Origin of the sequence: Streptomyces sp. NPDC012935 (assembly GCF_042900345.1) — a bacterium.
Classification (GTDB): domain Bacteria; phylum Actinomycetota; class Actinomycetes; order Streptomycetales; family Streptomycetaceae; genus Streptomyces.
In genome coordinates this window covers 440135-454200 of sequence record NZ_JBIBBC010000002.1, presented here as the reverse complement: position 1 = coordinate 454200, position 14066 = coordinate 440135, and the positions used below count along the sequence as shown (strand labels likewise).

The 14066-nt window shown below is 71.4% G+C and carries 13 protein-coding genes; 6 read left to right on the top strand and 7 right to left on the bottom strand.

Annotated elements, in window-relative coordinates:
- Window positions 1–180: 180 nt before the first annotated feature.
- Window positions 181–1773: an alpha/beta hydrolase gene (locus tag ACFY5C_RS07420; protein WP_389441562.1), complete on the top strand. Its 1593-nt coding sequence runs from the start codon at window positions 181–183 to the stop codon at window positions 1771–1773.
- A 68-nt stretch (window positions 1774–1841) separates the two neighbouring features.
- Here ACFY5C_RS07420 and ACFY5C_RS07415 read toward each other — a convergent pair whose 3' ends face one another.
- From ACFY5C_RS07415 to ACFY5C_RS07395, 5 genes are read right to left on the bottom strand one after another with little or no spacing between them, the layout of a single operon-like run.
- Window positions 1842–2474 carry a hypothetical protein gene (locus ACFY5C_RS07415; RefSeq protein ID WP_389441560.1) on the bottom strand — a complete coding sequence of 211 codons (633 nt, stop codon included), beginning with the start codon at window positions 2472–2474 and terminating at the stop codon, window positions 1842–1844.
- Window positions 2471–4051, bottom strand: coding sequence for an ATP-binding protein (locus ACFY5C_RS07410; protein ID WP_389441558.1), 1581 nt, complete (start codon window positions 4049–4051; stop codon window positions 2471–2473). The genes ACFY5C_RS07415 and ACFY5C_RS07410 overlap by 4 nt, the downstream gene beginning before the upstream one ends.
- Window positions 3952–4635: a response regulator gene (locus ACFY5C_RS07405; RefSeq protein WP_389441556.1), complete on the bottom strand. Its 684-nt coding sequence runs from the start codon at window positions 4633–4635 to the stop codon at window positions 3952–3954. The genes ACFY5C_RS07410 and ACFY5C_RS07405 overlap by 100 nt, the downstream gene beginning before the upstream one ends.
- A gap of 36 nt (window positions 4636–4671) precedes the next feature.
- Window positions 4672–6318: a murein biosynthesis integral membrane protein MurJ gene (gene murJ / locus ACFY5C_RS07400; RefSeq protein WP_389441554.1), complete on the bottom strand. Its 1647-nt coding sequence runs from the start codon at window positions 6316–6318 to the stop codon at window positions 4672–4674.
- Window positions 6315–7541, bottom strand: coding sequence for a lipid II:glycine glycyltransferase FemX (locus ACFY5C_RS07395; protein WP_389441551.1), 1227 nt, complete (start codon window positions 7539–7541; stop codon window positions 6315–6317). Before ACFY5C_RS07395 ends, murJ begins: the two co-directional genes overlap by 4 nt.
- A 295-nt stretch (window positions 7542–7836) precedes the next feature.
- On the opposite strand from ACFY5C_RS07395, the gene ACFY5C_RS07390 reads away from it, so the two are divergent.
- Window positions 7837–8991 (top strand): Ig-like domain-containing protein, encoded by a 1155-nt coding sequence (locus ACFY5C_RS07390; RefSeq protein ID WP_389442200.1) that lies wholly within the window; start codon window positions 7837–7839, stop codon window positions 8989–8991.
- A 65-nt stretch (window positions 8992–9056) separates the two neighbouring features.
- Here the strand turns inward: ACFY5C_RS07390 and ACFY5C_RS07385 are convergent, their stop codons facing one another.
- Both ACFY5C_RS07385 and ACFY5C_RS07380 read right to left on the bottom strand, forming a co-directional pair.
- Window positions 9057–9701: an SRPBCC family protein gene (locus ACFY5C_RS07385; RefSeq protein WP_389441549.1), complete on the bottom strand. Its 645-nt coding sequence runs from the start codon at window positions 9699–9701 to the stop codon at window positions 9057–9059.
- Between the two features lie 63 nt (window positions 9702–9764).
- The gene (locus ACFY5C_RS07380) at window positions 9765–10796 is read right to left on the bottom strand and encodes a medium chain dehydrogenase/reductase family protein (RefSeq protein WP_389441546.1); all 1032 of its coding nucleotides are present in this window, start codon (window positions 10794–10796) and stop codon (window positions 9765–9767) included.
- Window positions 10797–10950: 154 nt separating this feature from the next.
- Here ACFY5C_RS07380 and ACFY5C_RS07375 point away from each other — a divergent pair, with 154 nt between their 5' ends.
- The 4 genes from ACFY5C_RS07375 to ACFY5C_RS07360 all read left to right on the top strand — a co-directional run bounded on the left by ACFY5C_RS07375 (window position 10951) and on the right by ACFY5C_RS07360 (window position 13805).
- A complete protein-coding gene (locus tag ACFY5C_RS07375; RefSeq protein WP_389441543.1) occupies window positions 10951–11619 on the top strand; it encodes a TetR/AcrR family transcriptional regulator in 669 nt (222 codons plus the stop codon).
- A 187-nt stretch (window positions 11620–11806) separates the two neighbouring features.
- Window positions 11807–12580, top strand: coding sequence for a polysaccharide deacetylase family protein (locus ACFY5C_RS07370; RefSeq protein WP_389441540.1), 774 nt, complete (start codon window positions 11807–11809; stop codon window positions 12578–12580).
- Window positions 12581–12790: 210 nt separating this feature from the next.
- On the top strand, window positions 12791–13213 hold the full coding sequence (locus tag ACFY5C_RS07365; protein WP_389441538.1) for an ATP-binding protein: 423 nt from the start codon (window positions 12791–12793) through the stop codon (window positions 13211–13213).
- Between the two features lie 100 nt (window positions 13214–13313).
- Window positions 13314–13805: a DUF5994 family protein gene (locus tag ACFY5C_RS07360; RefSeq protein ID WP_389441536.1), complete on the top strand. Its 492-nt coding sequence runs from the start codon at window positions 13314–13316 to the stop codon at window positions 13803–13805.
- The last annotated feature ends 261 nt before the right edge of the window (window positions 13806–14066 follow it).

Below are 14066 nucleotides of genomic sequence, written 5' to 3'. Positions count from 1 at the left end.
AAGGCGCTTGAGCAAGATGCCGCGAGGCGCGTCTTGGTTGTCCGACTCCGGGACCATCCGTCGCCCCGTCCGTCCGACCACGGTCGGAGAAATCCTGGCCCCGTGATGGATTCGCCCCAACTCCGTTAGCCGAAAGGGTTGGTCCGATCCACACACACCAAGGCCAAGGACCTCCCCCACGTGCGAAACAGTCGAATAGCTTGCTTCCTGGCGGCCGGTACGGTCGCCGCCCTGGTTCCCGCGCTCGCGCCGGCCACGGCGTCCGCCGCTTCCGCCGCCGCGGCCAACCCGTTGAGCCAGTACCTTCAGCAGAAGCCGGCCTGGCACCGCTGTGACAGAGAGATGCCGACGACGTTCCAGTGCGCCACCATCAAGGTGCCCCTCGATTACAACCGCCCCAGCGGCAAGAAGCTCGATCTCGCGATATCGAGGTTGAAGACGAGCACCAGGCAGGAGCGCCGGGGTGTGCTCCTGCTCAACCCGGGCGGACCCGGCGGTCCGGGCGTCGACATGCCGCAGTTCATGGCCAGTGAGCTGCCGAAGAGCGTGAAGGCCAAGTACGACCTCGTGGGGTTCGATCCGCGAGGGATCGGCAAGAGCTCCCCCGTCAGCTGCGGACTGACGCCGGAGCAGGCGAACTCCGAACGGCCGTACAGGGCGGGTACGTTCGCCAAGGACGTGAAGTGGGCCCGCACCGTCGCCGAGAAGTGCGATGCCAAGCAGGGCGACAAGCTGCGGCACATCACCACCCGTAACACCGCCCGGGACATGGACGTGATCCGGGCCGTGCTCGGCGAGAAGAAGATCTCCTACCTGGGGTACTCGTACGGGACCTATCTCGGCGCGGTCTACACGCAGATGTTCCCCAAGCGCTCCGACCGTTTCGTCCTGGACAGCGCCGTCGACCCGGCCAGGGTCTGGCGCGGCATGATCCAGATCTGGGCGGAGGGCACCGAGCCCGCCTTCACCCGGTGGACCGAGTGGACCGCCGAGCGCAACTCCACGTACAAGCTGGGAAAGACGCCCGCGGCGGTCCGCAAGACCTTCTACGACCTCGTCGCGCAGGCCGACCGCAAGCCGATCGAGCTCGACGGCACCAAGATGACCGGTGACGACATCCGCTCCGGCAGCCGGGCCACGTTCTTCAGTGTGCGCGACGCCGCCGAATCGGTCGTCGAGCTGAAGAGGGCCGCCGAGGGCAGGCCCGCCTCCGGTGCCCGGGAGGGCAGGACGCTCTCGCCGCAGCCGCCGTCGTTCGCCCGCGCCGTTCCCGCGGACAACGGCGACGCCGGCTTCTGGTCCGTCGTCTGCGCCGACACCCGCAACTGGCCGCGCGATCCGGAGCAGTACCGCGCCGACGCGATCCGCGACAAGGCCAAGTACCCGCTGTACGGCGACTTCGTCTCCAACATCAAGCCGTGCGCCTTCTGGAAGAAGACCGGCTCCGAGCCCGCCACCACGATCGACAACAAGGTCGGCGCGCTGATCCTCCAGAACGAATGGGACTCCCAGACCCCGCTGGCCAGCGGCCAGGGCCTGCGCCGCGTCATGAAGGGCTCGAAGATGGTCACGGTCCTCGGTGGCGTCGGACACGGCATCTACGGCTCCAAGACCTGCGCCGACAAGCCGGCCACGACCTACCTCACCACCGGAAAACTGCCGGTCAAGGACGTGACCTGCAAGGCAGCACCGGACGCACGCGAGCGCGCCGCCGACAACCCGATCCCGCTGCCCACACCTCGGGGTCTCCCGGGCATGGTCAGCCGCTTCTGAACCCGGGACGACGCGACGACTGGATGTCCTGACCCGACCCCGCCCGGTCACGACCTGTTGATGAGTGATCAGCCGGTGGTGCCGGGCGGTGGCGTGGTCCGTGTCCGGGACTCGGCCGCGGGCTCGTCTCCGGTGCTGCCCGGGGCGAGTCCGCAGGTGCCGGACCTGGATGCCCCGTCCTGCCCCGTCAGTTGCACGGCGACCTTGCCGTCGGCGTCCTGGCTGTAGGCGATCGTGCAGGTCAGCTGACGTAGCGCCGTGCTGGACAGCCCGTTGAGGGCAAGGGGCAGGCGGGTCGCGACCTTGCCGCCCGGGGTGACGTCGACCTCGACGGTGGCGCCGGGGCCGGTGGCCGGGAGGGCGGTGCTCAGGCCTGCGGCTCGGTCCTCGTCCCGCGGGCCGCCGAGCAGCGCCAGGACGACTTTCTCCGTCGGCACCGGCCCGGCCGTTTCGCTGAGGTTCCGCTCTTCGGCCGGAGGCTCGGTCGTCCGGATCACGGGGGTCAGTCCTCCGTCGGGGGAACGGAAGAAGAGCAGCATGTCGTAGTCGCGGTTGAGGAAGGCCTGGAAGCTGGCGGGGCCACCCGCCTCGATGACGTCGGTCTCCTGGATACCGCAGCCGCCGACCAGCGGTACGGTCGCCGCGACAGCGATGGCGAGGGCGACGGCCGCCGTACGTCGGCGCGTCAGCGCACGCCTCATCCGCCGGCCTCCTCCGTATGGAGCGGTATCCCGACGGTGAAGACGGCGCCGCCCCCGGGCAGGTTCCGCGCGTGGATCGTTCCGCCGTGCAGCTTCACGTTCTCCCAGGTGATCGCCAGCCCCAGGCCGCTGCCCGCCGAGCGGGTGCGGGCCGCGTCTGCCTTGTAGAAGCGGTCGAAGATGTGGGGGAGCACGGCAGGCTGGATGCCGGGGCCGTTGTCGGCGACCTCCGTGATGAGCAGGGTGGGGGTGCCCGGGGAGCGGGCCTCGGTGCGCAGGCGTACCGTGACCGGCGCGCTGCCGTGTCGCAGCGCGTTGCCCACGAGGTTGGCGATCACGATGTCGAAGCGGCGCGGGTCGAGCCGGGCACGGATACCGTCGGGGAGTTCGGTGCGGACCCGGCCGTCGGTGTCGGTCCAGTGCCGGTTGTGGAGGGTTTTGCGGATGGCCTCGGCCACGTCGACCTCGTCGGCGTTCAGCTCGGCCGCGCGGGCGTCGAAGCGGGAGATCTCCATCAGGTCCTCGACGAGCACGGCGAGCTTCCCGGTCTCCGCGCTGACCAGGCGGACCGCGCGGGCGGTGTCGGCGTCCAGGTGATCCGCGTCCTCGTCGAGGACCTCGGTGACGGCGAGCATTCCGGCGAGGGGGGTGCGCAGTTCGTGCGAGACGTCGGAGGCGAAACGGCGGGCGCGGGCCTCGGCCTCGCGCAGTTCCCGCACTGATTGCTCCAGTTGGGCTGCCGACTCGTTGAAGGTACGGGCCAGATCCGCCAGTTCGTCGCTGCCGCGCACCGCGATCCGCGTGTCGAGTCTGCCGCTGCCCATGCTCCGGGCCGCCTGGCTCAGTTCCCGCACCGGGCGCAGCACGCTGCGGGCGGCGATCAGGCCGGGTATCAGGGCGACGGCGAGGCCGGGCAGGGCGCCGTCCCGGCCGGCCATGAGGAGGGCGTCGACGTTGACCTGCTCGTCGGTCATCCGCATGACGGCGTACAGGACGAGTCCGCTGGGCAGCACACTGTCCGGGCTGGTCTTGAAGACCATGGGCATGGCGATGGTCAGGTACGGAACACCGTCCTTGACGACCCGCTCGAAGCTGCCGTGGGGGTTGGCCCGTGCGGCACGGCGCAGTTCGGGTGTGATGACGGTGGAGACGGGGTTCTCACCCGAGGAGGCGCGGACCGAACCGTATTCGGCGAACACCACCCAGGGGTGCGGCTTGCCCTTGCGGGCGATGTCCCGCAGGACTGCTTCCAGGTCCTCCCCTCCCTGCACGGGCAGGGCGAACCCGGTCAGCTGGACCTGGTCGCGGAAGGACGTGACAGCCGTGTCCTGGGCGGTCTGCAGCACCGCGCTGCGGGCCTCACGGTAGGTCAGCGCGGCCGTCGTGCCGGCGCTGACGGCGGCGACCAGCAGGAAGGCGAGCATCAGCCGCGTACGCAGCCCGAACGCCCTGAACCGAGACCGAGGTCGGCCGGTGATCACAGCGGCCCGAAGCGGTAGCCGAAGCCCCGCAGCGTCTGGACGTAGCGGGGGCTGCCGACCTCGTCCTCGATCTTGCCGCGCAGACGTGCGACGCATGCGTCGACCAGCCGGGCGTCGGCGTGGTAGCTGTGATCCCAGACGTGCTCCAGCAGTTGCTGCCTGCTGAACACCTGCTCGGGGGCGGCGGCTAGGTGCAGCAGGAGCTTGAGCTCCGAGGGGGCGAGCGCGAGCGGCCGGCCCGCCTTGGTGACCGTCAGTCCGACCCGGTCGATGGCGAGTTCGCCGTAGAACTCGATGGCCGGGCGGCCCGCGCCGCCGTCGTCCAGGCGGCGCAGCACGGCACGGATCCGGGCCTCGATCACCTCGGTGCGGGCGGGCTTGACGATGTAGTCGTCGGCGCCGGCTTCCAGGCCGATGACCACGTCGAAGTCGTCGCCGCGCGCGGTCAGCATGATGATCGGCAGCTGGCTGCGGTCGCGGACCTGCCGGCAGACCTGTACGCCGTTCATCCCGGGCAGCATCAGGTCCAGCAGCAGCAGATCGGGGCGGAATTCGGCCATTGCGGCCAGACCGGCCTCGCCGGTCGCGGCCGCCCGTACCTCGTGGCCACGGCGGCGCAGACCGAGTTCGACCCCCTCGCGTACGGAAGGGTCGTCCTCGATGAGGAGCACGCGGGGCATCGGCAGTTCTCCCTCGATGGTGGTCAGGGATGGTGGTCAGGTCCGGGTCCGGGTCCATCTCCGGCGTACGCCCGAGAGCAGCGCTTCGAGTTCGGCGAGCCGCAGCGGACGGGCGAGCAGGGCGAAGGTGAGGATGACGGCGGTCGCGCCGGCAACCGTGGAGACCACCGGCCCCGCCGGTGCGGTTCCCGAGGCCGCGAAGTGGCCCAGCGCGGTGGCGGGGACGGCCGCGAGCATCAGCCGTAGGTGAGCACCCACGGCTGACGACCGCAGAGGGTGTGCGACGGCGAGCCTGCGGCTCAGCACCCGGCCGGTCACCGCCCAGCCCGCGCACAGCGCCAGCGAGTACGCCGCCGCCATGCCCGTCACGGCCCAGCGCGCCGGCAGCACGTGCGCGGCGGCCACGGACAGTCCCGCGTTGAGGGCGACGATCACGAGGTTGAGCAGGAACGGCGTACGGGTGTCGGAGAGCGCGTAGAAGGCGCGGGACAGGACGTACTGGCCCGACAGCGCGACGAGTCCCGGCGCGAAGGCCATCAGGATCCCGGCCATGGCGGCCGTGTCGGCGGCGCTGGTCCTGCCGTATCCGAAGACGAGGGCCGTCACCGGCTGGGCGAGGGCGAACAGCGCGCAGGCGGCGGGTACGACGGCGGATGCGCAGACCCGCAGGGCGTGGGAGACGTCGCGCCGCAGCGCGGCGGTGTCCCCGTCGGCGGCGGCCGCGCTCATCCGGGGCATCAGCGCGGTCACCACGGAGACCGTGATGATGCCGTGCGGTACGACCCACAGGGCATAGGCGTTGTTGTACGCGTTGTATCCGGGGCCGCCGTCGAGGCCCGCGGTCGTGGCCAGCCGGGTGGTGACCCAGTAGGCGGCCTGGTTGGCCAGGACCAGCAGCACCAGCCAGCCGGCCGACCGCAGGGGGCGGGTCAGCCCGCTGCCGCGCCAGTCGAAGCGGGGCCGCCAGCGGAAGCGGGCCGCGCGCAGGCTTGGGACGAGGGCGAGCGCCTGGACTGCGATACCGGCGGTGGTGCCCCAACCGAGCACGGCGGTCTCGGTCGGGGTGAGCGTGTCCCCGCCGCCCATGGCCTGCGCCAGGTACAGACCGAAGACGGTCATGACGACGAGGTTGTTGAGGACGGGCGCCCACATCATCGCGCCGAACCTGCGGCGGGCGTTGAGTATCTGTCCGAGCAGCGTGAACAGTCCGAGGAAGAAGATCTGGGGCAGGCAGTAGCGGGCGAACGCGGTTGTCATGGCCGCCTGTTCGCCGGTGTAGTCGGTGTACGCCTCGACGATCACGGGGGCCGCCCATACCGCGATCGCGGTGATCGCCAGCAGGGCGATGACGCAGACCGTGACCAGCCGGTCGGTGTACGCGGCACCCCCGTCGTCGTGCTCCTTGGCGGCCTTGACCAGCTCGGGCACGAAGACGGCGTTCAGGGCTCCGCCGAGGAGCAGCATGTAGACGATGGTGGGCAGGGCGTTGCCGACCGCGTAACCGTCGGCGACCGGTCCGATGGTGCCGAGCGCTGCCGCGACGACGGCGGAGCGGGCGAAACCGGTGGCCCGGGAGACGATGGATCCTGCGGCCATGACGGCGCTGCCGCGGGCGGCGTTCGCCGCATTCACGCTGTCCGTACCGGTCGGCTTGGTCTGTGTCGTCGGCGGCCGCTGCCTCATCGGCGGTTCAGGTATGCCTGAAAGGCGCGGTACAGCGCGTGGTTGGCGCTGCCGCCCAAAGGTCTCTCCCATTCCCCCAAGGTCTCGACGACCCGCCCCCCGGTGCCGAGCTTCCACCGCAGCAGTCCGTACGCACGTTCGTCAGGATCGAGAGTGGAGGGTACGCCGCGCATGTCGTACACGTCGGCGCCGAGCGCGTGGGCGTCCTGGAGCATCCGCCACTGAAGGGCGTTGGAGGGGCGGACCTCGCGGCGGTGGTCGGCCGAGGCGCCGGTCTGGTACCAGGCCCGGCGGCCCACTGTGATCATCGTGTGGGCGGCGAGGACCTCTCCTCGGTGGCGGGCGAGGTACAGCTTCATCCGGCCCGGTGCCTCGGCGTTGAGGGCCGCGTACTGACGCTCGTAGTACGCGAGCGAGCGGCCGAGCCGGAAACCGTCGCGTCGCTCGGTGATGCCGAGCAGCCGGTAGAACTCGGGGAGTTCCGCGGCACTGCCCACCACCACCTCCACTCCCTCCTTCTGGGACCGGCGGACATTGCGGCGCCATTCCTGGTTGAGCCCGGACCACAGGTCCTCGGTGGTGCGTCCGGCGAGCGGCACGTGGAAGACGTGGCGGGGCTGGGCGTCCCCGTCCCTTCCGGTCCCCTCCCCTCCGGCCCGTTCCCTTCCGGTTCCGTCGCCACCGCAGCGGCGCCAGCCCCGGGCCCGCAGCCGCTCTGCCACGGCGGTGCCGAGCGGGTCGACCTCGCTGGCGAGGACGTCGCCGAGGCGTCGGCCCGGACCGGTGAGCGGCTTGAGCAGGGCGGCCTCCCAGCGCCGGTAGGCGGGCGACGGGCCGATGCGTACGGCGAAGGCCCCCGCGCGGCGCAGGTGTTCCAGCAGCGGACCGAGCCAGCGGTCGACGTCGGGGTCGCTCCAGTCGGCGACGGGCCCTTCGGGGAGGTAGGCGAAGTACTTGCGGGTGCCGGGGAACTGCCGCAGCAACACCAGGGCCACGCCGGTCAGTCGGCCTGCCTCCGGATCCGGCCCCCAGCCGAGCAGCTGGGAGCGCCAGCCCTCCTTGACGTCGGCCCAGGACGGGCACTGCAGGAAACCGGCGCCGAGGGCCGTGCCGCCGGGGGAATCGAGGAAGGCGCGGTAAGTCCGTGCGTCGATGGTTCGCAGGGCCACGTCCCGGTTTGGTGCCTGGGGCACGCGGCCGGGCGGCACGAGCAGCGCTGACACAGTCTGAACCTCTCCTTCTCCCCGGGCCTGTCGCGGGGACACACAGGAGGTTCACAGCGGCCCATGACCGCTCCGTCCGGCGAATGTGACCGGACCATGACCGTTCCTCACCAGACGCCGTCACATAGCTCCATAGCGGCTGACCTCGGGTTTTCCGGCTCTACAGTCACGACATCGCCGACTCACCCACCCTTTCCCGTCCTTCCCGGAGGTCCCGTTGTCGCGCACACGCGTACTGCCGAGCACCCGTGTCGTCGCCCATGCCCGCGTCCGGGCCGCCGTCGTGGCCACCGCCATGACCGCGCTGCTGACGCCGCTCGCCGCCTGCTCGTCGAGCGGCTCCCCCACCGCCCCTGACGGAAAGGGCAAGCCGAGCACCGGCGACCGCCCGGTCACGGTCACCGTCACGCCCACCGGCGAACGGGTCCCGGCGGGCGAACCCGTGCGGGTCACGGCCTCGGGCGGCAGACTCACCTCGGTGACCGTCACCGACGCGGAGGGCCACCGGCTCGCCGGCAAGGTCGCCGCGGACGGCCGGTCGTGGGTCTCCGACCGCAAGGCCGTACCCGGCGCGTCGTACGCGGTGGCAGCGGCGACCCGGACCGACGGCGGGACCGCCAAGACCACCAAGGCCGCCTTCACCACGGCTGAGGCGGGCAAGGTCAACAAGGTCGACTGGCGACCGGGCGCCGGCGCCACCGTCGGCATCGCGCAGCCGATCTCCCTGGTCTTCGACCGTCCGGTCAAGAACAAGGCCGAGGTCGAGAGACAGCTCAGGATCACCACCTCGAACGGCACCGAGGGCTCCTGGGGCTGGATACGCGACTGGTCGGGCGGGGACCGGGTGGACTGGCGGCCCAGGACGTACTGGAAGCCCGGAACCGAGGTCACTCTGAACGCCGAGCTGAACGGCACCGACTCGGGCGCGGACGGCGGCTGGTTCGTACGCGACTACACGACCACCTTCACCATCGGGGCCCGGCAGATCGTCAAGGTCGACCTCGACCGCCATCGGCTCACCCTCGTCCGTGATGGCGAAACGGTCCGCCGCATACCGGTCTCCGGCGGCACGCCCGGCGGTGACAAGCGCTCCTGGCGCGGGACCGCTGTGCTCATGGCCAAGGAGGGCACGATCAACATGAACTCCGAGACGGTGGGCCTCGGCGACGCCTACGACAAGATGGTCGCGCACTCGATGCGGCTGACCTGGTCGGGCATGTACGCGCACGCCGCACCGTGGAACGCCCGCTACTTCGGCAACGCCAACCAGAGTTCCGGGTGCATAGGAATGAGCGACGCGAACGCGGCCTGGTTCTACCGGCAGGTGCGGCCAGGAGACCCGTTCGAGATCACCGGCGAGGACACCAAGGGCGTGGTCGCGCCCGGGAACGGGTTCGGCGCGTGGAACCTCTCGTGGTCCGAGTGGCGGGAGAAGAGCGCGCTGCACTGAGGCACGGCTTTTTGGGACATGGCCGAGCGGGCCCTGGTCATCGACCTGGGCCCGCTTGCCGTACGTCACGCTTCGGCGGTGGCCTTGAGGTCGCGCAGCCACGCTTCGAGGCCCGCGCCGAGGGCCTCGGTGGCGGTGGGCACATCCGCTTCGACCTGGTCGCCGGTCCAGGTCTCCTCGGTGTGGACGCGTACGCCGCCCTTGACCTTCTTGAACGTCCACAGGTGGACGCCCTCGTCGATGCGCAGTCCGTCACCGATCGCGGGTCCGCTCCACAGGATGCAGTTGTGGCGCCGGAGTTCCTGAACGGTGGAGGTGATGTCGAGCGTGGTGGCGGGGGTCGTGGGGGTGGCGGGCGCGGGTGTCGTCCAGCGGAACCGCGAACCCGCCTTCAGACGGCCGTGGTCCAGACGTTCGGCGGTGAGGACGGGGGCCTGCCAGGACGGCCAGCGTTCGACGTCGGTCTGCAGCTTCCAGATGGTGCTCAGGGGCGCCTTGATGAAGACGTCGGACTCGTAGCGGATGACGGCGTCCTGGTCGACGCCGCGCCCGCCGCACTGGGACGTGCGGCTGTGCGGGGTCGCCTGGGCGGCCGGGACGGTGCCGGCGAGGACGCCGGTGACGGCGAGTGCGACCGTGACCGCGGCCATGACCCCCCGGCGCCGACTCGGCTGCTGAACGGGGGCGTTGGACGGGCTGTTGCTGAACATGGGGTTCCTCTCGCTGGTTCGGCTGGTCGGTGGGTGTGAACGGGCCGGGCACACGGAGGCTTGCTACGGGTTCAGCACGACCTTTCCGGTGACGGTGCCCGACTCGGCCAGCCGAAGGGCTTCGGCGATGCGGGTGAGGGGCAGCTGCGCGGCGATCTGGGCGCTGACCTCGCCGCGCTGGAATGCGGCGAAGACCTGGGTGAGGTCGGCGCGCAGGCGGGACCGGAACCGGTTCCTGGCCAGGGCCCGGCCGGCCCAGACGTTGAAGAAGTAGGCGCGGCGGCGGTTGGGCAGGGCGTTCCACAGCCACACCCGGCCGAGCAGCTTGAGGACGGGCATCTGCTTGGAGCCCTCGTCGTCCCGGGTGGAGGCGCTGCCGTACGAGACGAGCGTGCCGCCGGGGGCGAGGAGGCGCCAGGAGTCGACGATGCCGCTGCCGCCGACGTGGTCGAAGACGGCGTCCACACCGTGCGGGGCGAGTTCGCGGATCTGTGCGGCGACGTCGTGGGCGCGGTAGTCGACGGGGGCGACTCCCCGGTCCCGCAGGGCGTCGTGGTGGCGGGCGGACGCCGTACCGATCACCCGCGCGCCCGCGGCCTGGGCGAGCTGGACCAGGACCGAGCCGACGCCACCGTTGGCGCCGTGCACCACGACGGTGTGCCCGGCGCGGACTCGGGCCTTGCGGTGCAGCATCTGCCAGGCGGTGATGCCGTTGACGACGAGGGTCTCCGCCTCCGCCGCGCCGATCCCGTCCGGCACGGGCACCACGTCCGCCGCGTCGACGACCACGTGGCTGGCCCAGCCGCCGACCTTGACCAGCGCGGCGACCCGGGTGCCGGCCAGGTCCGGCTCGACCCCCTCCCCGGTGCTCAGCACGGTGCCCACGAGGTCGTAGCCGGGCACGAACGGGAAGGCCGGCTGGTCGTAGTAGCGGCCCCGGCGCATCTGCTGCTCGGCGAAGGAGACGCCGGTCGCCTCCATCCGGATCACGACCTCGCCCGGGCCCGCCGAGGGGACGGCTCCGTGCCGGATCCGAAGCCCCTCGGGCTCGACCTTGCCCGGCAGAACGACCTCGACGAGACCTTCGGCGTCCATGGTGACCTCCACTGCGTTTCCTGATCTGGTTATGTGCTTTCGCGTTCGTTATAAGTTGTAACTCATCGCGCGGCGGAGAGTCAATAGCTTCAGTGATAACCTCTAACCAGACGTTGCGGGCGGAGTCGCAGCGATGCGGAAAGGTGGCAGGTCAGTGGCGGAACAGGGCACGACGACCCCGCGCGAGCGCTACCGCGCCCAGGTGCGTACGGAGATCAAGCAGCGCGCGTGGGAGCAGATCGCCACGGCGGGCGCGTCCGCGCTGTCCCTCAATGCGATCGCCAAGCAGATGGGCATGAGCGGACCCGCGCTGTACCGGTACTTCAGCGGCCGGGACGAACTGATCACCGAGCTCGTGCGAGACGCCTACCGAAGCCTCGCCGACACCTTCCGCGCGGCCTCGGAAGCCGGCGCCGACCTCACCGGGCTGGCGCACGCCTTGCGCGGGTGGGCCCTGCAGGACCCCCAGCGTTACTTCCTCATCTACGGCACGCCCGTCCCCGGCTACCACGCGCCCGACGACACCACCGCGATCTCCTCCGAGATCATGGCGACCCTCCTGGACGCCTGTGCCGCGCTGCCCTCGCAGGCGCCCCCGGACGCTCCGGCGACGCCGTTCGACGAGCACCTGGAGGGCCACCGGGACTGGGCGGGCGGCCATCCCGCCCCGCCCGCTGTCCTCCACCGTGCCCTGACCTTCTGGAGCCGGCTGCACGGCGTCCTCTCCCTGGAGCTCGCCGGCCAGTTCTCCGGTATGGGATTCGACCCCGCGCTGCTCTTCGCCGCCGAACTGGACGACCTGGCCGGCGCGCCGACGAGGTGACAGCCGAGCCGCCGGCCCTGTCCGCCTCACCGTCGCTGCGGCCCCTGCTCGCCGAGTTGTCCGCGAACTCCCCCGAGATTGTCCGTGATCGGTAACGGACGCATCCCATGGTCACCGCCCCTCGTCCTGCCATGTGGTCACACGGTGACCGGGCATCGGCGAGGAACTGCGCGAAGGCGGGGCGGACATGGCACGGCACGGCGGCGGGCGGGGCTGGTACGGCAAGCTGGTCGGGGCGGCGCTCGGGGTGACGGTGCTCGCCGCCGGTGCCTCGCTGTGGACCGCGCAGGCCGATGCGGTGGGGGGCTCGTCGCCGGAGGCGACCGCGTCGGCCAAGCCGGGCAGTGACGTCAAGGCGGTCGCGGAGACCATCGTGCACGCCTCGGACAAGGGGGCGCGCGGCGTCAACATCACCATCGACGACGGCCCCGACCCCGTGTGGACCCCCCAAGTGCTCGACGTGCTGCGGCAGTACGGGGTGAAGGCCACGTTCTGCATGGTGGGGACGCAGGCGCAGGCCCACCCCGACCTCGTGAAGAAGGTGGTCGCGGCCGGGCACCTGCTGTGCAACCACTCGGTGTCGCACGACACCACCATGGACAGGCAGTCCGAGGCCTACCAGTCGCAGCAGATCCTGGACGCCGAACGCATGATCACCAAGGCGTCCGGGGGCGTACGGCCGGTGTACTACCGGGCGCCCGGCGGGGCCTTCACCCCCTACAGCCGGGGGCTCGCCGCCTCCCGGGGCATGCGCCCGCTGGGCTGGAACGTGGACAGCAAGGACTTCGAACGGCCGGGCACGGACGCCATGGTCGCCACCGTCGAGCGAGAGCTGCCCAACGGGCCGACGATCCTCTTCCACGACGCGGGCGGCGACCGTTCCCAGACCGTCGAAGCCCTGCGCCGGATCCTCCCCTGGCTCGAGGAGCAGGGCTACTCCTGCGGGTTTCCGGTGCGCTGAGTGGCTGACTGAGTTCGCTCGCGGCCCCGCCCGGTTGCTCGGGGCGGGGCCGCAAGGGTCGCTGATTCCGGGGCGGTTCCCGGTTGCCGATCAGCCGCCGCGGGCATCACCACCGGACGGGACCGGCCGCGGGGGACAGGGTGTGGCCCCGGTGCGGACGGCGGTTGCGACCGCGCGCGCCGGCAGTCCCAGGGAGGGAGTTGAGCACTCATGCGTGCCCACAAGGGTGGTGCCCGGGAGCACACCGCACGCGCCGAGTACCTGCTGCCGTGCACCGTCGCCTCGGCCGGGCGGGCCCGCAGACTGACGTCCGCCTTTCTCACCCGGACGCATTCACGCATAGCCGCCGTCGGAGCCGAGCAGGTGGCCGACGCCACGCTCATCGCGTCCGAGCTGGTCGCGAACGCGGTACGGCACGGACGCACCGGCTGCCGGCTGCGGCTGCAGGTGGGCGCGGGCCGCGTCACCGTGGAGGTGCACGACGACGCCCCGGGCCGGCCCCGCACGCGTGCCGTGCATGCCGACGACGAGAGCGGACGGGGCCTGGCCATAGTGCGGGCACTCACCGAGCGTTTCGACGTCGCGGTGCCGGTGACCGGCGGGAAGACCGTGCGGGCGGTACTGGCCGTCTGAGCCGGCACCCGGCGCGGCCGCTTCGCCAAGGGCGCGAAATGCGCGGAGTACGGTGGAGGGGGAGTCCTCCTCGGACCCCGCGCGGAAGGTGGTGCCCGCCATGAACGAGCCCACGGCACAGTCGGCCGGCAAGCTCCTGCCGGACTCCGTCCGCGAGTCCGTCGTGCCGGGCACCGCGCTGCTGCGTCTGACCACCTCGCACTCCCGCGCGGGGCTGCTCGACGGCGCGTGGTGGCCCAGGTCCCACAACGCCGGTGCCGAGCTTCCCGGCCTGATCGAGGCGCTGACGGAACACCTCGGCCCCGTCCAGCAGGTCGGTCTGGACGGGGCCGCGTGGGACGACGCTCCCGCGGCCCTGGCCGTCGGCGGGCGGCGAGTGCGGATCGCCTGGTCCTCCGTGGCCGACGACACGCTCGTGGTCACGCGTGGTGAGCAGGACCACTTCCTCCTGCTCGTCGTCCCCCCGGAGGCCACAGTGGAGGCGGCTCATGAGGCGATGGCGCAGGCCGTCGTCCCGGACAACGCCCAGGGCGGCCACCAGATCCTGATCACCGTCGGCATCGGTACGGACGCGGGCGGCCCGCAGACCTGACCACGACCCGCGAGGCAGCCGCCGGAATGATCCGTCAGGTGCGGGGCGCACGGCCTCGTCGGCTTACGACCTTGCCGGCGTACGGCCTCATCGGCGTACGGCCTCATCGGCGTACGGCCTCATCGGCGACGAGCATCTCAAGGCGGCGCGGCGACGAACCGCCGTCCACAGCCGACATGTTGCTGTGTCACGGCGGTGCCACGGGGGTGTCCTGAAGGGCAGACGGGCGTGACCTGCGGGCTCCGGGGCTCCTCATAGTCG

Coding starts and splice junctions, on each gene's coding strand:
- ACFY5C_RS07365 (WP_389441538.1), top strand. CDS start 12,791: ATGCGTGCCCACAAGGGTGGTGCCCGGGAGCACACCGCACGCGCCGAG.
- murJ (WP_389441554.1), bottom strand. CDS start 6,318: ATGAGGCAGCGGCCGCCGACGACACAGACCAAGCCGACCGGTACGGAC.
- ACFY5C_RS07380 (WP_389441546.1), bottom strand. CDS start 10,796: ATGGACGCCGAAGGTCTCGTCGAGGTCGTTCTGCCGGGCAAGGTCGAG.
- ACFY5C_RS07360 (WP_389441536.1), top strand. CDS start 13,314: ATGAACGAGCCCACGGCACAGTCGGCCGGCAAGCTCCTGCCGGACTCC.
- ACFY5C_RS07370 (WP_389441540.1), top strand. CDS start 11,807: ATGGCACGGCACGGCGGCGGGCGGGGCTGGTACGGCAAGCTGGTCGGG.
- ACFY5C_RS07410 (WP_389441558.1), bottom strand. CDS start 4,051: ATGCGTCGCACGTCTGCGCGGCAAGATCGAGGACGAGGTCGGCAGCCC.
- ACFY5C_RS07415 (WP_389441560.1), bottom strand. CDS start 2,474: ATGAGGCGTGCGCTGACGCGCCGACGTACGGCGGCCGTCGCCCTCGCC.
- ACFY5C_RS07390 (WP_389442200.1), top strand. CDS start 7,837: ATGACCGCGCTGCTGACGCCGCTCGCCGCCTGCTCGTCGAGCGGCTCC.
- ACFY5C_RS07385 (WP_389441549.1), bottom strand. CDS start 9,701: ATGTTCAGCAACAGCCCGTCCAACGCCCCCGTTCAGCAGCCGAGTCGG.
- ACFY5C_RS07405 (WP_389441556.1), bottom strand. CDS start 4,635: ATGCCCCGCGTGCTCCTCATCGAGGACGACCCTTCCGTACGCGAGGGG.